General features: G+C 59.6%; 25 protein-coding genes. 13 read left to right on the forward strand and 12 right to left on the reverse strand.

Annotated features, from left to right (window positions below; translation table 11 throughout):
• The first annotated feature begins 177 nt into the window (after window positions 1-177).
• The gene (locus tag HU742_RS17375) at window positions 178-726 is read left to right on the forward strand and encodes an RNA polymerase factor sigma-70 (protein WP_186636745.1); all 549 of its coding nucleotides are present in this window, start codon (window positions 178-180) and stop codon (window positions 724-726) included.
• 55 nt (window positions 727-781) lie between these two features.
• Here HU742_RS17375 and HU742_RS17380 read toward each other — a convergent pair whose 3' ends face one another.
• From HU742_RS17380 to HU742_RS17390, 3 genes are all read right to left on the reverse strand, one after another.
• Window positions 782-1,795, reverse strand: a complete 1,014-nt coding sequence (locus HU742_RS17380; protein WP_186643129.1) for a GNAT family N-acetyltransferase — start codon at window positions 1,793-1,795, stop codon at window positions 782-784.
• 70 nt (window positions 1,796-1,865) lie between these two features.
• Complete coding sequence (locus HU742_RS17385; RefSeq protein WP_186643331.1) at window positions 1,866-2,642, reverse strand: substrate-binding periplasmic protein; 777 nt, start codon at window positions 2,640-2,642, stop codon at window positions 1,866-1,868.
• 113 nt (window positions 2,643-2,755) lie between these two features.
• Window positions 2,756-3,382, reverse strand: a complete 627-nt coding sequence (locus tag HU742_RS17390) for a TetR-type transcription factor C-terminal domain-containing protein (RefSeq protein WP_186636752.1) — start codon at window positions 3,380-3,382, stop codon at window positions 2,756-2,758.
• A gap of 227 nt (window positions 3,383-3,609) precedes the next feature.
• Between HU742_RS17390 and HU742_RS17395 the strand changes: the two genes are divergently transcribed.
• Window positions 3,610-4,152: a 3'-5' exonuclease gene (locus tag HU742_RS17395; RefSeq protein WP_186643128.1), complete on the forward strand. Its 543-nt coding sequence runs from the start codon at window positions 3,610-3,612 to the stop codon at window positions 4,150-4,152.
• An 87-nt stretch (window positions 4,153-4,239) separates the two neighbouring features.
• On the forward strand, window positions 4,240-4,524 hold the full coding sequence (ppnP, locus tag HU742_RS17400) for a pyrimidine/purine nucleoside phosphorylase (protein WP_186636758.1): 285 nt from the start codon (window positions 4,240-4,242) through the stop codon (window positions 4,522-4,524).
• 103 nt (window positions 4,525-4,627) lie between these two features.
• Here ppnP and HU742_RS17405 read toward each other — a convergent pair whose 3' ends face one another.
• Both HU742_RS17405 and HU742_RS17410 read right to left on the reverse strand, forming a co-directional pair.
• Window positions 4,628-5,437, reverse strand: a complete 810-nt coding sequence (locus tag HU742_RS17405) for an MOSC domain-containing protein (RefSeq protein ID WP_186643127.1) — start codon at window positions 5,435-5,437, stop codon at window positions 4,628-4,630.
• A gap of 65 nt (window positions 5,438-5,502) precedes the next feature.
• Window positions 5,503-6,432, reverse strand: coding sequence for a chemotaxis protein CheV (locus HU742_RS17410; RefSeq protein WP_186636764.1), 930 nt, complete (start codon window positions 6,430-6,432; stop codon window positions 5,503-5,505).
• Window positions 6,433-6,911: 479 nt separating this feature from the next.
• Here HU742_RS17410 and HU742_RS17415 point away from each other — a divergent pair, with 479 nt between their 5' ends.
• The 3 genes from HU742_RS17415 to HU742_RS17425 all read left to right on the forward strand — a co-directional run bounded on the left by HU742_RS17415 (window position 6,912) and on the right by HU742_RS17425 (window position 9,157).
• Complete coding sequence (locus HU742_RS17415) at window positions 6,912-7,382, forward strand: hypothetical protein (RefSeq protein ID WP_186636767.1); 471 nt, start codon at window positions 6,912-6,914, stop codon at window positions 7,380-7,382.
• 225 nt (window positions 7,383-7,607) lie between these two features.
• The gene (locus tag HU742_RS17420; protein ID WP_186636856.1) at window positions 7,608-8,501 is read left to right on the forward strand and encodes a sensor histidine kinase; all 894 of its coding nucleotides are present in this window, start codon (window positions 7,608-7,610) and stop codon (window positions 8,499-8,501) included.
• On the forward strand, window positions 8,498-9,157 hold the full coding sequence (locus HU742_RS17425) for a response regulator (protein WP_186643126.1): 660 nt from the start codon (window positions 8,498-8,500) through the stop codon (window positions 9,155-9,157). The genes HU742_RS17420 and HU742_RS17425 overlap by 4 nt, the downstream gene beginning before the upstream one ends.
• On the opposite strand, the gene yegS is transcribed toward HU742_RS17425, so the two are convergent.
• Window positions 9,141-10,058: a lipid kinase YegS gene (gene yegS, locus HU742_RS17430; RefSeq protein ID WP_186636784.1), complete on the reverse strand. Its 918-nt coding sequence runs from the start codon at window positions 10,056-10,058 to the stop codon at window positions 9,141-9,143. The genes HU742_RS17425 and yegS overlap by 17 nt on opposite strands.
• A 345-nt stretch (window positions 10,059-10,403) precedes the next feature.
• On the opposite strand from yegS, the gene HU742_RS26815 reads away from it, so the two are divergent.
• Complete coding sequence (locus tag HU742_RS26815; RefSeq protein WP_225923586.1) at window positions 10,404-10,712, forward strand: hypothetical protein; 309 nt, start codon at window positions 10,404-10,406, stop codon at window positions 10,710-10,712.
• 55 nt (window positions 10,713-10,767) lie between these two features.
• On the opposite strand, the gene HU742_RS17440 is transcribed toward HU742_RS26815, so the two are convergent.
• Window positions 10,768-11,955, reverse strand: coding sequence for a molybdopterin molybdotransferase MoeA (locus HU742_RS17440; RefSeq protein ID WP_186643330.1), 1,188 nt, complete (start codon window positions 11,953-11,955; stop codon window positions 10,768-10,770).
• Between the two features lie 22 nt (window positions 11,956-11,977).
• Window positions 11,978-12,517, reverse strand: a complete 540-nt coding sequence (gene moaB, locus HU742_RS17445) for a molybdenum cofactor biosynthesis protein B (RefSeq protein ID WP_186609916.1) — start codon at window positions 12,515-12,517, stop codon at window positions 11,978-11,980.
• Window positions 12,518-12,595: 78 nt separating this feature from the next.
• Here moaB and mobA point away from each other — a divergent pair, with 78 nt between their 5' ends.
• Both mobA and HU742_RS17455 read left to right on the forward strand, forming a co-directional pair.
• Window positions 12,596-13,198, forward strand: coding sequence for a molybdenum cofactor guanylyltransferase MobA (gene mobA / locus HU742_RS17450; RefSeq protein ID WP_186643125.1), 603 nt, complete (start codon window positions 12,596-12,598; stop codon window positions 13,196-13,198).
• A 75-nt stretch (window positions 13,199-13,273) separates the two neighbouring features.
• Window positions 13,274-13,495, forward strand: a complete 222-nt coding sequence (locus tag HU742_RS17455) for a YgdI/YgdR family lipoprotein (protein ID WP_039588986.1) — start codon at window positions 13,274-13,276, stop codon at window positions 13,493-13,495.
• A 75-nt stretch (window positions 13,496-13,570) separates the two neighbouring features.
• Here the strand turns inward: HU742_RS17455 and HU742_RS17460 are convergent, their stop codons facing one another.
• The 3 genes from HU742_RS17460 to HU742_RS17470 all read right to left on the reverse strand — a co-directional run bounded on the left by HU742_RS17460 (window position 13,571) and on the right by HU742_RS17470 (window position 15,180).
• On the reverse strand, window positions 13,571-14,461 hold the full coding sequence (locus tag HU742_RS17460) for a pseudouridine synthase (protein ID WP_186643124.1): 891 nt from the start codon (window positions 14,459-14,461) through the stop codon (window positions 13,571-13,573).
• Between the two features lie 71 nt (window positions 14,462-14,532).
• Window positions 14,533-14,853, reverse strand: coding sequence for a transcriptional regulator (locus HU742_RS17465; protein ID WP_186609944.1), 321 nt, complete (start codon window positions 14,851-14,853; stop codon window positions 14,533-14,535).
• Window positions 14,854-14,943: 90 nt separating this feature from the next.
• A complete protein-coding gene (locus tag HU742_RS17470; RefSeq protein WP_186636796.1) occupies window positions 14,944-15,180 on the reverse strand; it encodes a glutaredoxin family protein in 237 nt (78 codons plus the stop codon).
• A 188-nt stretch (window positions 15,181-15,368) separates the two neighbouring features.
• Here HU742_RS17470 and HU742_RS17475 point away from each other — a divergent pair, with 188 nt between their 5' ends.
• Complete coding sequence (locus tag HU742_RS17475) at window positions 15,369-17,081, forward strand: cation:proton antiporter (protein ID WP_186643123.1); 1,713 nt, start codon at window positions 15,369-15,371, stop codon at window positions 17,079-17,081.
• Between the two features lie 8 nt (window positions 17,082-17,089).
• Here the strand turns inward: HU742_RS17475 and HU742_RS17480 are convergent, their stop codons facing one another.
• Window positions 17,090-18,298, reverse strand: coding sequence for an ammonium transporter (locus HU742_RS17480; RefSeq protein ID WP_186636809.1), 1,209 nt, complete (start codon window positions 18,296-18,298; stop codon window positions 17,090-17,092).
• Window positions 18,299-18,636: 338 nt separating this feature from the next.
• On the opposite strand from HU742_RS17480, the gene HU742_RS17485 reads away from it, so the two are divergent.
• Genes HU742_RS17485 through HU742_RS17495 form a run of 3 tightly spaced genes read left to right on the forward strand, consistent with a single transcriptional unit; the run spans window position 18,637 to window position 19,675 of the window.
• Window positions 18,637-18,951 (forward strand): ElaB/YgaM/YqjD family protein, encoded by a 315-nt coding sequence (locus tag HU742_RS17485; RefSeq protein WP_186609922.1) that lies wholly within the window; start codon window positions 18,637-18,639, stop codon window positions 18,949-18,951.
• A gap of 2 nt (window positions 18,952-18,953) precedes the next feature.
• Window positions 18,954-19,343, forward strand: a complete 390-nt coding sequence (locus HU742_RS17490) for a phage holin family protein (protein ID WP_186609945.1) — start codon at window positions 18,954-18,956, stop codon at window positions 19,341-19,343.
• Entirely contained in the window at window positions 19,340-19,675 is a 336-nt protein-coding gene (locus tag HU742_RS17495) for a hypothetical protein (RefSeq protein ID WP_186609923.1), read from the forward strand. The genes HU742_RS17490 and HU742_RS17495 overlap by 4 nt, the downstream gene beginning before the upstream one ends.
• The last annotated feature ends 68 nt before the right edge of the window (window positions 19,676-19,743 follow it).

Genomic DNA, 19,743 nt, shown 5'->3' on the forward strand with positions numbered 1-19,743 from the left:
GCTTGACCGTTGCGCAGAGCGACAAAGGGTCGCAGCGTTCAAGCTGGACTTCCGCTCATCAATAATTCTTCTTCTCAATTGACAATAATTATCATTAAGCCTAATTTGGCCGTCGATGTGTAGGACAGGTCCGATGGACCCGTCGTCCTGCTAACTATTTGCAGCAAGGTGAATTCCATGACGGAACAAGTATCCACAAGCAGGTGCGACTCACCGCTACTTCAAGCATTCGTCGATAACCGAACAATCCTGGTCAAGATCGCCGCGCGTATCACCGGTTGCCGATCCCGCGCCGAAGACGTCGTCCAGGATGCGTTTTTCCGATTGCAATCGGCGCCACAGATCACCTCATCTTTCAAGGCCCAGCTCAGCTACCTGTTCCAGATCGTGCGCAACCTGGCGATCGATCATTACCGCAAGCAGGCGCTTGAACAGAAATACTCGGGGCCGGAGGAGGAAGGATTGAACGTGGTGATCCAGGGTGCTTCGCCGGAGACCTCGCACATTAATTTTTCCACGCTGGAGCACATTGCCGAGGCGCTGACCGAGTTGCCCAGCCGTACCCGCTACGCCTTCGAGATGTACCGCTTGCACGGCGTGCCGCAGAAGGACATCGCCAAGGAACTGGGGGTCTCGCCGACCTTGGTCAACTTCATGATCCGCGACGCCCTGGTGCATTGCCGCAAGGTCTCAGGGGTTCGTGCGGACACCTTCGCCCGACGCTGATCATCGGTAGCTGTTCAGCCTCATCGCGAGCAAGCTCGCGATGAGGCTTCAAGGCCTACACCAACGGACACCGCTCAAAAAACCGCTCGCGTCCCAGGATCATCAGCGCCGCTCGCTTGTGCGGGAAATCGAATTCTTTCTCGCAATGAAAGCACTGGTTATGCAAATGCCCGATCATCCGCGCGTTATCGGCGCGAGGCTCGGCCACCACTCGTTGAGTGCGCGGGTCATCGAGAAACAGGTAATGGACCAGCGCCGACAGCCAGCTCGCCACCTTGTGCGGGCCGCGGTGCTGCTCCTCGCCGACCAGCATATGGATACCGCGGTCGTAGTCGCTCGCTTCATAGAACGGCGCGATTCGATCTTCCTTGGCCCAATAGGCTTCGAAATAGGCAAATGGCTGCTCATCGAAACAGCCGATCAGTGTCAGGACCCGAGGGTCGTGCTGCAGTTTGGTCAGGTATTGGCGATGCTGCTCCAGGCTGCCCTCTTCCTGCCAGAAACTGGCCACTCGCGGGCTGTTCTGCCAGCGGTTGAAGCGCGTCAGGTCATGCTCGATTTCCAGGGTTCGCAAGGACACCCACGCCCCCAGACGTGCGTCGAAACGCCGATACACCTCGCCTCGTGGCTTGACGGGTCGGCGAGGATGGCGCTTGCCATCGGTGATGATCATCTGCTGCGGATAACTGCCGCTGAACGATTCGCCCAGCCAGGGCTGCGGCAATTGCCAGAACAGCGTGCGCTCGCACAGGTATTCGTTGGGCTGCGAGGTGCCCACCAGCAAGCCGCTGAGCAGTGCCTCGCCTGGACGTTCATCGAGGTGCCAGACCAGTTGCTGGCACCCCGGATCCCTGGCAAACAACCAATAGCAAGCCGCCCAGAGCGCCGGACCTACAGGCCGATCATTGGGTTCCTGCAAATGCACATGTAACTGGGGACCGCGCTCCAGGCGCAACCGGACCAGCGGCGTGTCCTCGAGCATCAGGCTGAGGTGGCGTTCTGTTTCATCGGCGCCGAGACTACGGCCACCAGGCAAGGGAAGCGTCGTCGCAGGATTGAAGTGAGACATCGAAGGGGCTCGCGTATTCGTCGGTAGTCAACGGGTGACGTGAGCCGGAAGGGGAAATTTAGTCACGCATTCAGTGGGCGTGGGTCGGCACCAGCTCGATTTGGTAGGGCTTGAAAATCGCCAGGAGCTGGCCGCCCTCCCGCAATTTCTGCAGCAATCGACCAAACGCCTCGGCAGAAATGGGCGCCTGCGGTCGGATCAGCGCGTAATGGTGATAAACCTGGTCGATACGCTCGGAGACCAGCAACTGGGAAGCGAGCTGGGGACTGCGCAACAGATAATCGCTGAGGTACGAACGGGTCACCAACGCGATGTCCGCACGCCCGCGCAACATCATTTGCAGATTGCTGTCATGGGAATAGGTCAACGTGGCGTTGAACTGGCCGATGAGGAATTTGGGGTCTGAGTTGAACTGCGCAAAGGCGTAGTGATAGCCGCTGAACAATGCCAGCCGCTTGCCTCGAAGGTCTTCGAAATAGCTCTGCTGGCGATCCGGCAGTTTCTGCGTTACGAAGATCTCCGCATCTTCCAGGCCCATGTCCACCAGCGTATGGGGCACATCCTGCCAGCCCCAGTCCGGATTCTCGAAAATGGCCATGTCGACCCGGCCTTGCTTGAAGTCATTGAAACGGCGTGGGATCGATGTGGGCACCAGGACGAACTGGTAATCGGCCTGCGATCGATTCAACGCCTCCACCAGTTGCGGCAGCAGCCCAGTGTCGGCACCATTCTCGGGACGAACGGTATAAGGTGGAAAATGTGCCGCGCCGATCCGGACCAATTGCGCCGCCTCGACAGGCAGCATCAACAAAAGGGTCAGAGCGGCCAGCAGAACACGCGAGGTCATCCCCATTGGCGAAAAAATCAAGATAACCACTCCCCAAGAATTCCCATCAATACAATGATGCCGGGCGGTTGCAGCCGCTCAGCCAACCGCGTGGCCCTTACGCCTGAGTTCGATTATTGTTGTTCTTTCAGCACCAGGATCAGCGCCTGCTCGGCCAATTCATCGAGACTCAGGCTGCCTTCGGCGCGAAACCAGGTGGAGGTCCAGGACAACGCCCCGGTAAGGAGGCGCCGCATGATCGACACGTCCCCGCGAATATACCCGGCATCCCTGGCCTCGCCCAAGACCTCGAGCCACACAGCTTCGTAGATATCACGCAGGGCCAGCACTTGTCTCTGCCCTTCTTCGGATAAGGAGCGCCATTCATAGACCAGCACCGCCATCGCCTCGCCGGTACCGCCCATGATCGATTGCAGTTCGCAGCGGATCAGCGCCAACACTCGCTCGCGCACGCTGCCACCTTCGGCGAGCGCCGCGCGCATCAACGCGGTGTTGTAGCGGATGGTTTCCTCCATCACCGCCCGCAGGATCTCGTCCTTGCTTTTGAAGTGATGGAAAATGCTCCCCGATTGAATGCCAACGGCGCTCGCGAGGTCGCGCACGGTGGTGCGTTCAAAGCCTTTGTTGCGAAACAGGTGAGCGGCGGTTTGAAGCAATTTGCCGCGTGCGCTGTCCGGATCGGTCAGTTGCCCGTTGTCGACCAGCTCACGCATCACGCGCAGGGCTTTTCGCTCGTCCACCCACTCTCTCCTACCGTTGATCGGCCAACGCGGGCCACTTCAGCAAATCCAGGTGGCGCGGGCAATTTAAGCTGACCGGGGCAGCCAGGCAAGCGCTCGGGCGCGGTCGTCCGGATCAAGCATGCCAGCGGATCGGCGCAATATTGCAAAACAAGACAGGACTAGGCGGATATGCCGGGTTTGGCTACGCTCAAACCCATCAACACGCCGATACCAGGAACCTTGCAATGCCTCAATGGCTGGTGATTGATCTGGAGGCCACGACCGATGAAGGTGGCTGGCCGGTAACCGAAATGGAAATTATCGAAATCGGCGCCACCCTGGTGAATCGAGATGGCCGGGAAGTGGATCATTTCCAGAGGTTTGTCCGGCCTTTGAGGCGACCATTGCTCACGTCTTTTTGTCGCCAGTTGACGCACATCAGCCAGGCCAACGTCGACAGCGCAGCACCGCTTGCCGAGGTCTGGCCAGCGTTCGAACATTGGCTGGCGCCCTATCACGCAAGCCTTGAAGGCTGGGTCAGTTGGGGCGACTACGATCGCAAGCAATTGCTTCAGGAATGGCAGCGGCAGCAATTGCACAGCATTCTCGACCAGGTACCGCATATGAATCTCAAGCAACGCTTTGCCAAGGCCCGTCGGCTGGAGCGCCCCTTGGGGCTCAATGGGGCGCTACAGCTGGCCGGAATGCAATTTTGTGGGCAACAACACCGCGCGCTGGAGGACGCCCGCAACACGGCGAGACTATTGCCCCTGGTGCTCACAGCCTGACCGTAGGGTCCGGCGCGACAGATGACGACGGTTGTGGCCTTGTGCATACTGGCCGGCCTTTTTCAGCCCTTTCTTGAGGAATCGCCCATGTTCAAAGTCAACGAGTACTTCGACGGCACCGTCAAGTCGATCGCCTTCGGCACTGCCGAAGGTCCCGCGACCATCGGCGTCATGGCACCGGGCGAATACGAATTCGGCACCGCCCAGCGGGAAATCATGCACGTCGTTTCCGGCGCCCTGACGGTTAAGCTGCCCGACAGCACCGACTGGGAAACCTTTGCCGCTGGCAGCCAGTTCAACGTCCCGGCCAACAGCAAATTCCAGCTCAAAGTGACCGTCGACACGGCTTACCTGTGTGAATATCGCGGCTGAACCGACGGCGCGGACGCGTCACTCATCTGTGACGAGGTAATGGCGTCGGCGTAACCAAAAATGCCCGTGTCCAATGGCACGGGCATTTTTATTCAAGGGTTCTTTATTCCAGCACTTCGACCGGCATGCCGACTTCAAGGCTGCCATCGCCGTCGTTGACCAGATTCTGGCCGAACATCGCGCCATCCGGGGTCGAACGATACTGCTGCAATGTCGCGAAAGGCTCACGCTTCGGATCACGTTCGCCCGTATGCGGATCGACCGTTGTCATGATGCAGCGCGAGCACGGCTTGACCACCCGGAACTCCACCTCGCCTATGCGAATGCGCTTCCAGCCATCCTCGGCAAACGCCTCGCTGCCTTCGATCACCAGGTTGGGACGAAAGCGCAGCATTTCCAGCGGGCGACCGACCTTGCTCGATAAATCCTGCAAAGAGGCCTGGCCAATCAGCAGCAGCGGAAATCCATCGGCGAAGGCGACCTTGTCGTCGTCCTTGCCGTAGCCGGCCGCCGTGGTGCGAGCCAACTCCACCGGCACATGGACCAACCGGGTGGGATTGCCGATGAATCCGCTGACCCAGGCCGCCGCCTCGTCGCCTGCATCCGGCACGCGCAAGGTGTCACGCCAGATGATCACGCCGCGCCGTTGTTCTTCGCCGGCGGACGGCAGCGGCACCTCGATGGTGCCGTGGCCCGGCGCGCTGAGGGTCAGACCACCCGCCTCGTTCCACACAGCCGAGAGCTGGCTCATTTTCGCCACGGCTCGCTGGGTCAGGAACCGTCCGCTGGCCTCGTCCACCAGCATCCAGCGCCGATCACCGTCGAGCCCGAGCTTGTCCAGGCCAATCCCTTGCAGCAGCTGGCCCTTGCCGGACTTCAACGGATAACGGTACAGCGCGCTCAGCCGCAACATGGTCAACTTCCCTGGTGGCGAAAAAACGCAACCTTATACGAGCCGACTGTCGAAGCAAACCTCGATCAGCCGTGGTCGAGCATCAACCGCTGACGCACCACATCGACCAGCTTGTCCGGCTGGAATTTGGAGAGGAAGTTGTCACAGCCGACCTTCTTCACCATCGAGTCGTTGAAGCTGCCGGACAGTGAGGTGTGCAATACCACGTAGAGCGCGCGTAGGCGCGGGTCGTTACGGATTTCGGTGGTCAGGCGATAGCCATCCATCTCCGGCATTTCCGCGTCGGTGAAAATCATCAGCAACTTGTCCGTCATGACCTCCCCTGTATCCGCCCACGCCTTGAGCATGTTCAACGCCTTCAGGCCATCGCTGGCGATGTGCATCTTCACGCCCAACTGGCCCAGGGTGTCACGCAACTGGGAAAGCGCGACATTGGAGTCGTCGACCAGCAATACTTCACGACCGCGGGCGCGCTCCAATACCGGATCCTCGAGTTTCTCCCGGGACACCTTGGCGTTGTAAGGCACGATTTCGGCGAGGACTTTTTCCACGTCGATGATCTCCACCAACTGGTCGTCCACCTTGCTGATGGCCGTCAGGTAATGCTCTCGGCCGGCGCTGGTCGGAGGCGGCAGGATGGCTTCCCAGTTCATGTTGACGATGCGGTCCACGCCACCCACCAAAAACGCCTGGACCGAGCGGTTGTACTCGGTGACGATGATGGTGCTGTTCGGTCCCGGCACCAGCGGACGCATGCCGATGGCCTGGGACAGGTCGATGACCGGCAACGTCTGGCCCCGCAGGTTGACCACGCCACAGACGAACGGATGGCGCTGGGGCATCAACGTCAGCTTCGGCAGCTGCAACACTTCCTGGACCTTGAAAACGTTGATGGCGAACAACTGCCGCCCCGCCAGGCGAAACATGAGAATTTCCAGGCGATTCTCACCCACCAGTTGGGTTCGTTGATCTACTGTGTCGAGAATGCCGGCCATCGATGACTCCTGGGCTTGTTCGGATGAATCCTGTAAAGGCTTTATCGGCTGCATGAGCCGTTTCTTGACCCCGACATGAAATAGCTGCGAGGGGCATTGATGTCACATTAACATCATGCTTTACTGGCTTCCCGTCTCTACCCGTAATTTTTCTCGCTGCGCGACTTCGGTTTGCGTGCAAAGTTCCCCTGCCTAAGGGATTCCCCTAGGCACAATCAGGTCTAACCTGATATTCCCGCTATCCAATAGCCATTAATGTGACGCCATTCTCATTGCTGAATGGAGTCAGGCCCTTGTGCGCGACCGTAGGACATCGGACTTCCAGTCGTTCGGCCGAGCTTGCCGGTGCAATCGTTTGCGAGCCGGCGTTGGCCGAGCGGCAGAGGCTGGCGACGCGCCGTCGCTCGTTGTCGGTCATGAGACCCAGCCGTTCGCCACACGCGATCACTTTCGCCTGACATGATGTTGTGGAGATAAGCATGCCGAACGATCGCAAGAACTGGAGCCAGCGCCTTCCCGAGTTCCTGATTGAAGCCGAGACGCTCTTGGCCAAGTCAGAGGAATGCCTGAGCCACCTGCAATTGATCAACAACGACAAGGACGCCATTGATTGCATGCTCAGCACCTTGCTGAAGCTGGCAAACAAGGCCGATGCCTTGGCGTTGGAGGCCGTTTCGGAGTTTTCGCTGCACATCCATGGCTTGCTCACTCATGCGCAACATCACATGGAGCTGCACGATCAAGCGCTGGACGCGCTGAAAGATTGTTTCACACTGATGGCCTGGCAACTGGAACTGGTCGACCACACCACCGGCAAGCTGGGCCTGGACAACAGCGAACAGACCTCTCTGATCGAAGCATTTGCTTTTCAGGTAGGCCAAAGTCCTTGCGAGGTATTACAACCACCGCGCTCCTTGGCAGTGGTCCCCTTCGCTCAGAAACAAGCCTGAAACCGCTCGTTACGGCTCGCGATCAGGTGTCCGGCTCGCTGGGCATTGCAGCCGCCAAGCCGAACGCGACCAACGATATTTGAAGTGGTACTATGTCTCGCGTCAGTCGCTTCGAACAGCCGCCGCCAACTGAAGCCGTCCCCGACCTGAAACGTTTACCCGACCCGGCCCGTCAGATGCGCTGACCGGCCTGCCCGCAGCGAACATCCATTGGCTCCATCCGCTATGTACGCCAGCTTCAAGTCACTTATATCCTGGCCACCCTCCCGAGAAAACGCCCGCCGGTTCACGTTGCTGCTGTGCATCTGCTCGACCCTCGGCTGCCTGCTGGCCTACTTGACGGCCGTTACCGTGCCGTTGAGCTTGCTGGCGTTGAATGTCGCGGCCCTTGCCTGTGTCTGGATCCACTATCGACTGTCGCGAAAGTCCATCAAGTTCCAACCGCAGGAACTGGCGGACCGGCTGCTCGAAGTCCAGGAAAACGAGCGCCATCGACTCAGCCGCGAACTGCACGACGACATCGGGCAATTACTGACCGCGGCAAAGCTGCAAAGCGAATGGCTCAAACGCCGCATGCCGGAAGATTTGCAAAGCCAATGTTCCGTGCTCTGCGAGACGCTGGACGAAACCCTGAATAAAGTGCGGGACGTGTCGGCCATCCTCAACCCGAGACAGCTGACCAGCCTGGGACTCGAAGCCAGCCTGCGCGCGCACCTGCTCAAGACGCTGGCCAATACGCCGGTGAATTGGAGCCTGGACTGTCAGCAGCGCATGACCGGCATACCGGAAGAAATGACGGTCGCCGCCTTCCGCATCACCCAGGAAGCGGTCACCAACATCCTGCGCCATGCCCAGGCGACGAATCTCCTGGTACGCCTGCAACGCCTGCCCGAGGGTCTTACGTTGTTGATCAGTGATGACGGCCAGGGATTCGTCCCGGCCACCCATCCCGCCCGCGAAGGGCAACGCGGCATGGCCGGGATGGCGGAGCGAGTCGCACAACTGGGCGGCACCCTCAAGGTTACCAGCGAGGCCGGAAAAGGCACGCATATCGAAGCTCGCATTCCCTGGGCGCCTCGCACCCTGGAACGGGCCAGCAAGAATAAGGTTCTCCATTGACTTGTAATTTGCTTTTGGTAGATGACCACTCGCTGATCCGGGCCGGGGTGCGTGCCCTTGTCCTGGATCTGCCTGGCTACGCCGTCATCGGCGAAGCCAACGACGGCGCACAGCTATTGGAACTGGTGGAGCGGCTCGAACCGGATATCGTGCTGCTGGATATTTCGATGAAAGATACCAGCGGCCTGCAAGCCTTGCAGCAACTCAAGCAAGCGCGTCCCCAGAGCAAGGTGTTGATCCTGTCCATGCACACCGATCCCGCGCTGATCATGCAGGCGCTGGAATCCGGAGCCCATGGTTATCTGCTCAAAGACACCACAGCCACCGAGCTGGAACACGCCCTGGATGCCCTGCGCAATAACGAGCGCTACCTTAGCCCGGCCATCGCCCATACCGTGATCAACCAAGCATTGACCCGTGTGCAAAAACACCAACCCGATCCAGCCCAGACCCATAACCTGACCGCTCGCCAATTGGAGATCCTGCGGTTGATCGTTCGCGGCAAATCCACCCGGGAAATCGCCAACGGCCTGAGCCTGAGCATCAAGACCGTAGAAACCCACCGAGCCCAGATCATGAAGCGCCTGCAAATCCATGATGTCGCGGGGCTGGTGCTATTTGCGGTACGCGAGCAGATTATCAGCCTGGACGACTGAGCAGGCCCGAAGATCCCAATAGAGGCGAATCCGATGGCAAGTGCACGCGCAACGCCTTGGGCCGCACTGTGAAACGCAGCTCATCGACCTCCAAGGGTTCGCCATCCAGATTGATATCCAGGCCTTGGGCTACCTTGATTTCCACCCATGGCAAGCGCGCCCGTACGAACATGTTGTCGATACCCAGCCCGCCGGACAACAGATCCCTGAGGGTACTGACTACTTCCTGAGGTGCGGGCAGGATGCTTATATCGAGCAACCCATCGTCGGCCAGCGCCTCAGGGCACAGCACATGGCCCCCTCCGGCCTGCCGACCATTGCCTATACCCAACGCCAACAGATCGCCACGCCAATGAAAACCGGGCCCCTGCAGCTCGCCATAGGCAGCACTCAGCTCACTGAATCGTGAAAGGCCGGTAAACAGATAGGCGGCACCGCCAAGGACCTTTTTAAGGTCCTCGGAAGTATTCGCAGTGACCTGGCTGCCGAAACCGCCGGTGGCCATGTTGAGGAAGATCCGTCCACCGACCTCGCCCAGATCAACCGCCCGGGGCTCGACATCGAGTAGATCAAGGGCCTGCTCCGGGTCCAGCGGAATCCCCGCTGCCCGAGAAAAATCATTGGCAGTGCCCAGCGGCAGCAACACCAGGCTGGCGTCACCAGCCTGCAGGGCGATGGCCTCGGCGATGTCGCGCAAGGTTCCGTCGCCGCCGCCAGCGATCAGTTGCGTGTAACCTGCGTCCAGTGCTTCCTCGACACATCGCTGGGCATCGCCGGCTTCCCACGTCAGCCGAACCGCCAGATCCCAGCCTTGTTTGCGCTTTAGCATCACTGCCGCACGAACCTCTTCGTTGAGCGCCTGCTTACCGTGCAGGATCAATAGCGCCTTGCCTTTGCTCATCGTTGTCTCCGTCATTGGAAAGGTTCAGGAAATGAGACCGCCCGCGCAGCCGAAAAAGCCCGGATTCGTTCAATCTTTATAAAAAACCCACGGTTCGCCTTTCGTTGCCACAAAAAACCGCACGGCTTCACTCAGGGATTTCCTTATTCAAGGAATTTTCTTACAAGTCTTGGCGAATCCGTTCAATTGACCCTCTAGTCATATTGAGACACCTTGGCATCAGGTTACGTTGAAACAAAAAATCGCTCATTTAGAAGGATGTGTTGCCCATGGACGGATATGCCACGGCCTGTAGAGGTCCGCTTGATCGCGGGAAAAATCATGTTTGCCGGGGAGAAACGCCCCATGCATAGCCATGAAAACAAGGTATCGCTCCGGCAGTTCGTACCCTTCTGTGGTGAACGAGCCGATGGGCAAAATGAAGGAAAAAGCTGCAGTAACCCTGCTGGAGGAACTGATTTGGAACCGCGCGTCGTTGAACTGGAAACCCACCTCAAGTACATCCGCAGGGACATGGATGAAATCCGCACCGACGTCAAGGCGGTTCGACACCGACTTGCCTATATGGCCGGTGCGGCGGCAGTGGTAATCGGATTGCTGGGCTGGGTCGCGAACAACCGATTCGACCAACTGGTGACGTTACTGTCGCGCTAAAAATTACAAGTAGCGGCCCGAGTACCTGCTCGGGCCTGAATATGTTGAATCAGAGCTAACCCAAGACTTCGCTCAAGGGAATAAAGCTCACTTCATCGCCCTCGACCAGCGTTCGCTCTTCGAGGATCTCGACCAGCCCGTCGGCCCAGGCTGCGCTTCGCAAGACGCCCGAACTCTGGTTGCGGTAAATAACTGCGCGGCCATTTTCAATACGGCCTCGCAAGTACTCTCTCCGACTGCCCGCCTTCGGCCAGACGAAACCGGCAGGCACCTTGAACTTGAGCGGTTCCACAGACTGAACGCCCTGGCGTCTCAGTAAATATGGCCGAGCCAATAGGGCAAAAGTCACCAGCGTAGAAGCGGGATTTCCGGGCAGGCCTATTACCGGTACGCCACGGAAATGTCCGAATGTCAGCGGTTTTCCGGGCTTGATGGCGAGCTTCCACAGCGTCAGCTCACCTTCTTCACGTAACGCTATGCCCAGGAAGTCGGCGTCACCCACCGAGACCCCACCCGTGGAAAGGATCAGGTCGACATCTGCCAGCCCGGCCAGGCACCGGCGAGTAGCGGACAAATCGTCAGGCAGGATGCCCGCATCCACGACCTCGCAACCCAGACGCTGCAGCCACCCGCAAAGCAGCACGCGGTTGCTGTTGTAGATCTGCCCCGGCCCCAGGGGCTGGCCAGGTTCCACCAGTTCATCGCCCGTGGACAGGACTGCAACGCGCACTTTGCGCACCACTTCCAGCGATGCGCAACCCAAGGATGCCGCGAGTCCCAGCTCGATAGGACCCAGGCGAGTACCGCTGCACAGAACCTGTTCGCCGACGGTTGTTTCCTGCCCTTGGGGACGGATATTTTGCCCGCTCGCCAGGGGCTGGGTGAACCGTACCCGCTGGTCATCTTCGACCACGACGTTTTCCTGCATCTCGACGCAATCGGCGCCGACCGGAACGGGCGCCCCGGTGAAGATTCGCGCGCAGGTACCCGCGGCCAAGGGGTCTGGAGACTGCCCGGCGAAAATCCGCTGACTGACCACCAGCGCCTCGCCATGCCAGTCGGCCAGGCGCAAAGCGTAGCCGTCCATGGCGCTGTTGGGCCAAGGCGGCAGATCGAGCGTCGCCACCAGATCCTCGGCCAGCACCCGGCCCTGCGCCAGCGCCAGGGGCACCCGCTCGCGCTGGATGATCGGCGAAGACGCCGCCATCTCAAGCAACCGCTCCAACGCGACCTCGACGGCCATCAAGGCCCCAGTCTTGCCCGGTTTACCCACGGGATTCACAAGGAGCCGCCTGTTTCAAATGGGCCACAAAGTTACACGGCCGATGCCGCGCATCCAATTGCTCAGCCAGGATTGCGTCCCATCCGGTGCGCACCGCATTGGTTGAACCCGGCAGGCAGCACACCAGCGTACCGTTGGCCAGGCCGGCCAGTGCTCGGGACTGCACCGTTGAGGTGCCAATGTCCGCCACGGATATCTGCCGGAACAATTCGCCGAATCCGTCGACCTGTTTGTCCAACAGGCACGCAACGGCCTCGGGAGTGCTGTCACGACCGGTGAAGCCGGTACCACCAGTGATCAGCACCACCTGTACTACCTCGTCGGCAATCCACGTGGCGACTTGCGCGCGAATCTTGTACAGATCATCTTTTAGCAACACCCGCGCCGCGAGGTTATGCCCTGCCTCCGTGAGCCGGTCGACAAAGACCTGCCCCGATGTGTCGGTTTCCAGGGTACGCGTATCGCTGACAGTCAGTACCGCGACATTGAGCGGCACGAAAGGTACATCAGCCTTGGCTTTCATAGGCTCTTCCAGTTGTAGAGGAAACAGCCTGGTGTTATATCACAGCGCCTGATTTTTTCGCCCGTGCGGAGACACACGATGACCTCGAACAATCCCCTGCCTTGCTGTTCCGTCCTGCTCCTGGCGGGCGGGCGCGGGCAAAGGATGGGCGGGCAAGACAAAGGTTTGCTGCAATGGCACGGAGAACCGTTGATTGCCCACCTTCATCGGCAGACCCGGACCTTGAGCGATGACCTGATCATCTCCTGCAACCGCAACCCGGAACGTTACGCCCTGTACGCAGATCAGCTGGTGCATGACGAGGAAGGGGATTTTCCCGGCCCACTGGCTGGCATCCGAGCGGGCCTCAGGGTGGCGCGGCATCCTTATCTGCTGGTCCTGCCGTGCGACGTACCGCAGATTGATGCAAGCCTGCTCGACAGCATGCGCGAGACGGCAAGCCAACACCCCGACAAGCCGTTGATGGTGCGTCATGGCGAACATTGGGAGCCGCTGCTGTGCGTCATCCCGGTAGCGCTGGCAGCAACGTTTGAACAGGCGTGGCAGGAAGGCGAACGCAGCCCTGGCCGCATCATGCGCACGCTGCATGCCGTGGCCTTGCAGTGCCCCGCCAATGATCCCCGGCTGGCTAATCTCAACACACCGGAGCTCCTCGCCCATCACGCAGGCGTGTCAGATTGACACTAGCCAGGAACTTGCTCGCGATGTATACGTCTGAAGGTCAGTAACTTGAAGAATTCATTTCGGAGAAACACCATGACTCAACGGACCCTCGCTACTTTCATGCTCGCGCTGGGCCTCGCCACTCTCGCCGGGTGTGCATCGCCAACAGTGATTACCTTGAATGACGGTCGCGAAATCCAGGCCGTCGACACGCCACATTACGATGAAGACAGCGGCTTCTACGAATTCGAGCAACTGGATGGCAAGCAGACTCGCGTGAACAAGGATCAGGTTCGTACCGTTAAAGACCTGTAATCTTCGACGTCACGGCAGATGAAGAAAAGCCCGCATTGTTGCGGGCTTTTTGTTGCCTGTCCTAAAGCGGCGCCATTACCAACGCAGCGCTATCGCGCTTTCAAAGGAGCGCTCCACACCCGTGATCGGATCGATGAAACGCAACCCACGCGCCAGTAACTTGAGTGGATTGGAATAATCATCCTCGGCATCTCGAACCACGTCGGGGTAGAAGGGATCGTTGCAGATGCCCGCCCCCAACGCGTTCATATGAACCCGTAACTGATGTTTCTTGCCGGTCACCGGATACAGGCCGTAGCGCCACAGGTCGCCATTCCTTTCAAGCACTTCAATGGCCGTTTCGGTATTGGGCTCGCCCGGCCCTTCTTGCATCCGAAAGAACGGCTCCCCGTTGATCATCCGGCTCTTGTGCACGCGCGGAAAAGCCAATCCAGGCAATGCGGGAGCAATGGCTTGGTAGTATTTTTCGATCCGTCGCGTCGGAAATAACGATTGATAAGCTGAACGGGTCAGCGGATTGGCTGAAAACAGCACCAGCCCGGCCGTGTGGCGATCGATGCGGTGCAAGGGCACCAGATGGGGATTGTCCAGCCGACGAATCAATCGCCGCAACAACGTCTGCTCAACGTACTCCCCCGCTGGAGTGACAGGCAGGAAATGCGGTTTGTCAGCCACCACCAAGTGTTCGTCAGCATGGAGAATCGACTCCACTACCGGGATCGGCTTTTCGTCGGGGACTTCCCGAAAGTAATGGATGCGCAGCCCTTCACGGTATGGCAAGTCGGCACGAATCGACCTGCCCTCTTCGTCCAATACTCGTCCCCGGGCGATCCGATCCAGCCATTGCTCGCGGCTGATCGCGCTGAAATGCTCGCAGAGACAATCGAGCACTGTCTGCCAGGCGCCGGGCGGCAAATACAGCGTGCTCGCCTGATGGTGAGCCGCGGAAAACGATGAACCAGACATTGAAGACTCTTTAACCTTTACGGGGTCGGCATTATCCGATAGTCACGCAAACCAGCCCAGCAATGATTGGCTCACGCGCGGATTGGGGTCGGTCTCGCTGCTGCTTCGGTGAACTCTTTCAGCCAGCGCAGCACCTCGACCGCCTCCCACCGCCCCGGGTCGTACAATGCATACAACAACCCCTGGTAACCCACCACATCCAGCTGCTTGTGATAACCGGCGCGCTGGAACAGTGCTTCGATCTCGGCGAAACAGGTGTTGAAGTGCAGTTTATTGAAGGGCGTCTTCCCTTCGGTCACCAGACCATCCAGGCGCAACTCCAGGACCGCCTCACGCACAACGTCCGCGGACATCCTGTTCACGCTGTTTTTCAATTGCTCGACATTGACCAAGGCACGCACTCCGGATAGCTGTATGGGCATACAGTACCCGAAGAATCTCATTTCGCCAATGGCGGCGTGTGACTCAAAGGATGGAAGGTATCAACGCAGGAAGGCGGCGACCTGATCGGCATCGAAGGGCCAATCCAGCTCCGCGCCAGTGTCGACCCTGCGTAATACCGGAATGCGCAAACCGTAAGCTTCGAACCACGCCTCGCGTTCGGCGATATCCACCAACTCCACCAACAATCCGTGTTCAACGAAGGGCATCAGCTCGGCCTCTGCAACTTCACACAAATGGCATCCCAGGGTGCCGAACAACTGGCATTCAGGCGGCATGGCAGGTAGACCCAAAAAAGATAGACGGTCATTCTAGGCCTGCCTCGTGAAGCCGTCGAGACGGGTGCCGTGATTCAGAATGTTTCGGTAAAGCGCTGACGCAAATCATTGAGCACAAAAGTATTTTCGACGATGCTCGGTTCATTTCTCCTCTACGCTGAGTGTCAGCACCTGAAACGGAGTATCCCTTGTTTGCCAACTTGCTGATCATCCTCGCCTCGTCCCTGGTGGTCATTGCCCTGTTCCGGCGAGTGCGCCTGCCGCCCGTGCTTGGCTATCTCTGCGTCGGATTGGCCGTCGGCCCGACCGCGCTGGACTGGGTGAACGACAGCGAGGAACTGCCGGACCTTGCCGAACTCGGCGTGGTCTTCCTGCTGTTCTCGCTGGGCCTGGAATTCTCGCTCTCGAAGATGCTCGAATTGCGCCGGGTGGTGTTCGGACTCGGCAGCCTGCAGGTGGTGGGTTCGGGAGCGCTGCTGGGCGCCCTGCTGGTGGGCTGCGGCGCTCCGGCGATGGCGGCACTGTTGCTCGGCGCCGGGCTGGCCTTGTCCTCCACCGCCATCGTCAGCAAGGAGCTGACCAGCCTGGGGGAGATTTTCACCAGTCACGGCCAGAATGCCATCGGCGTGCTGCTGTTCCAGGACGTCGTCGCGGTACTGCTCCTGACCCTGGTGCCGGTGTTTGCCGGCAGCAGCGAGCACGCCTGGTATTGGGCGCTGCCCCTGACGCTGGGCAAGACCCTGGTGCTGTTCGGCGGCTTGCTGTTGGCCAGCCGCTTGCTGCTGCCACGGCTGTTCCACGAAGTAGCGGCGTCCCGGTCCGCCGAGCTTTTTGTGTTGCTGGCCCTGGTGATCGTGCTGCTGACCGCATGGCTTACCCACCTGCTTGGCCTGTCACCGGCTCTTGGGGCATTCCTCGCCGGCATGTTGCTTGGCGAAAGCCATTATCGGCATCAGATCGAGGCCGATATACGGCCGTTCCGCGATATCCTGCTGGGACTGTTCTTCGTCAGCATCGGCATGCTGATCGACTTGCAACTGTTCGTCGAGGATGGCCTGCTGATTCTCGGGCTGACGCTGGGATTGATGATCATCAAGGGCAGCGTGGTCGCCGCGCTGGTGAAGTGGCGCGGCAGCGATGGCGAAACCGCCTGGCGCAGCGGCTTGGCCCTGGCCCAGGGCGGCGAATTCTGTTTCGCCCTCATGGCACTCATGCAACAGAACCGCCTCATGCCCGCCGACATCGGCGGGCTGTTATTGGCCGCCACGTTTTGCTCGATGCTGCTGACGCCGCTATTGCTGCGCGCCGCGCCAGCCATAGCCGCCCGGCTCCATCGCAAGCCCAACGAAGAAGCGCAGCTGGACCAGATCAGCGAGCTCAATGCCGGCTTGTCAGGTCATGTGGTCATTTGCGGATATGGTCGCGTAGGACAGTCGATCGGGCGTTTTCTACGCCGGGAGGGACTGGGGTTCGTTGCCCTGGATGACGACCCGGTCATCATCCGCGAAGCCTCGGTTGGCGAGAAATGCGTGCACTATGGCGACTCACGCCGGGCAGACCTGCTCGCCGCCGTCGGGCTGGGTCGCGCAAGATTGCTGGTCGTCGCGGTAGACAAGACGGACATTGCAATGACCGTGCTCAAGGAGGCCCGGCGGGTCAATCAGCAGGTGCCGATCCTGGTGCGTACCCGCGACGACAGCCAACTGGCCGAGTTGCAAGCTGCCGGGGCCACCGAAGTGGTCCCGGAGTTGCTGGAGTCGAGCCTGATGCTGGCTTCTCACGCGCTGATCATGCTCGGGCTGCCGGAGCAGCGGGTCCGGCATCATGTGGATCAAGTCCGACACGAGCGCTATGGCCTGCTCCACGGTTTCTACCCGGGCAATCAGGACAAGGAACCGTAGCGCAATGTTCAGTCCTGGCTGACCGCTCCAATCTTGTGAATCGACAGGTCGGCGCCGTAGTACTCTTCTTCTTGCGTCAGCCGCAAGCCCAGTACTGCCTTGATCGCACCGTAAACCACAAACCCGCCCACCAGGGCGACGATCACGCCAAGCGCCGTGCCGACCAATTGGCTGGTGAGGCTGACCCCACCCAAGCCGCCCAAGGCATCCTGGCCAAAAATACCGCAGGCGATTCCGCCCCAGACACCGCACAGCCCATGAAGGGGCCATACACCAAGGACATCGTCAATTTTCCACTTGACCTGGGCTGCGGTGAAACACCAGACGAACAAAGCGCCGGCGATGGCGCCGGTCGCCAATGCGCCTACCGGATGCATGAGGTCGGAACCGGCGCAGACCGCCACCAAACCGGCCAACGGACCGTTGTGCAGGAAGCCCGGGTCGTTGCGACCGACAATCAACGCCGCCACGGTCCCTCCGACCATCGCCATCAACGAATTGACGGCCACCAACCCACTCACGCCTGGCAAGGTCTGGGCGCTCATCACGTTGAAGCCGAACCAGCCAACAATGAGGATCCACGAACCCAACGCTAGAAAAGGGATACTCGATGGCGCGAACGCCACCAGGCGCCCTTCCCGATAGCGACCGTTACGCGGCCCGAGCAAAATCACCGCCGCCAGCGCCAGCCAGCCGCCCATCGCATGGACCACCACGGAGCCGGCGAAATCATGGAACCCAGCACCGAAACGCGCCTGAAGCCAGGCCTGCAGGCCAAAATTACCGTTCCAGACAATCCCTTCGAAAAACGGATAGATGAACGCCACGATAAGCACCGTCGCGCATAACTGCGGTACGAACCGCGCGCGCTCGGCAATTCCTCCGGAAATGATCGCCGGGATCGCGGCAGCGAACGTCAACAGGAAGAAAAACTTCACCAGGCTGTAACCATGGTCGGCGCTGAGTACCGCCGCAGGTTGCAGGAAGGTCACGCCGTAGGAGATCCAATAGCCTATGAAAAAATAGGCGAGGGTCGACACGGCGAAATCACTCAGGATTTTCGACAAGGCGTTGACCTGGTTCTTCTGTCGTACGGTTCCTACTTCCAGAAACGCGAAACCGGCGTGCATGGCCAGAACCATGACCGCGCCGAGCAGGATGAACAGCGTGTTGGAACTATGGACGAGACTGTCCACAGCGCTTTGCATATTTTCCATGGTATGGGCAGGCCTGAAGAAGTTGAAAAGCACCAAAGCGGTTCGCTCCGGCCACCACCGCACCAAATTGAAACGGCTCGTCGATTTACCACAGGCAGACGAACCGCTTTGGTGCGCAAATCCGGTAGCTCGACGCAACCGCGTCGAGGTGGCTCACGGGTTTTGATTATTTGAGTTAAGGTTTCCAGAGGCTTTCGCCCAGCTTCAGCGCACTGGCGCGGGTGGACGCACCAGTACATCGCAGAATCCAGAGCAAAAGATGTACCACTCAGTTTCACTGAACCTTCCGGCAAGGCTCATACTCGAACGCTTCAGACGTCACTTACGGAGATGCACCCATGGCCAGAACCCAGGCAAAGACTGCTCAAGAAACCCTGATGGAAGATTTCCAGACGCTGGTCCAGGACACAGAACGATTGCTCGATCACACCGCGACCTTGGCGGGCGATCAGGCTGACGAATTGCGCAGCCAGATCCACGAAACCCTGTTGCGTGCCCGCGACACCCTCAAGTTGACCGAAGACTCTGTGCGTGAGCGCGGCCAGGCGGCGGTCATCGCCACCGAAGAATACGTACAGGCCAATCCTTGGCAATCGGTCGGCATCGCGGCGGGCGTGGGCTTCTTGATCGGACTGCTGGCGACTCGGCGCTGATGATGGGCATCGACGAATCCGGCTCGCCCGAATCGGGCACAAGACCCACAGCGCGTCGCCTGGGCGCGGCATTCCTCGGGTTGCTGCACAGCCATGTCGAATTGTTCGGCATTGAACTGCAGGAACAGAAGGCGCGTACCGTCAGCCTGCTGTTGTTTGCAGGTCTTGCACTGGTTTTTGGTTTGCTGCTGTTGGTTGGGCTGTCGGCGCTGGTGCTGATCCTGGTATGGGACACCTATCGCCTGGCGGGGATTATCGGCCTGTGCCTGTTCTATCTGTTGGCGGCGTTGTTTTGTGGGCTTCGACTCAAGGCAGCGATCTACGATGAGTCCTCCCCTTTCCATGCCACCCTGGAAGAATTGGCCAACGACCGGGAGCGCCTGTTGCCATGAGCCTGCCTGATATTCCCCAAGCCCGTACCCGACAGGAAATGCGCAAGGCGCTGGTGCGCCTGCGCATGGAAATGCACCGCCAGGAAATCCGCCAGGAAACGCGCCAACTGCTGCATCCACTGCAACGGGTACGCGGCTTCACGAAAAGTTGGCATGAGGGCTTCGGCCTCAAGCACGCGTCCCTTTGGGGCGTAGCTGCGGTTTCCTTGCTCGGTTTCCTTGGAGGCAAGCGAACCCGAAGCGGGCGTTCTGGCGGCTTGTCGCGCCTGGTCCGGCTGGCAACGGCAGTGCTTCCGCTGATCAAGCTGGCCAAGAGCGCGCGCAAACCCTGACACCTTCAAGCCCGGGAATGACCCGATCCGGCGGTGGACGCAACACCCAGGCACAACTGATCGCGGCT

The sequence above is a fragment of the Pseudomonas marvdashtae genome (genome assembly GCF_014268655.2).
Classification (GTDB): domain Bacteria; phylum Pseudomonadota; class Gammaproteobacteria; order Pseudomonadales; family Pseudomonadaceae; genus Aquipseudomonas; species Aquipseudomonas marvdashtae.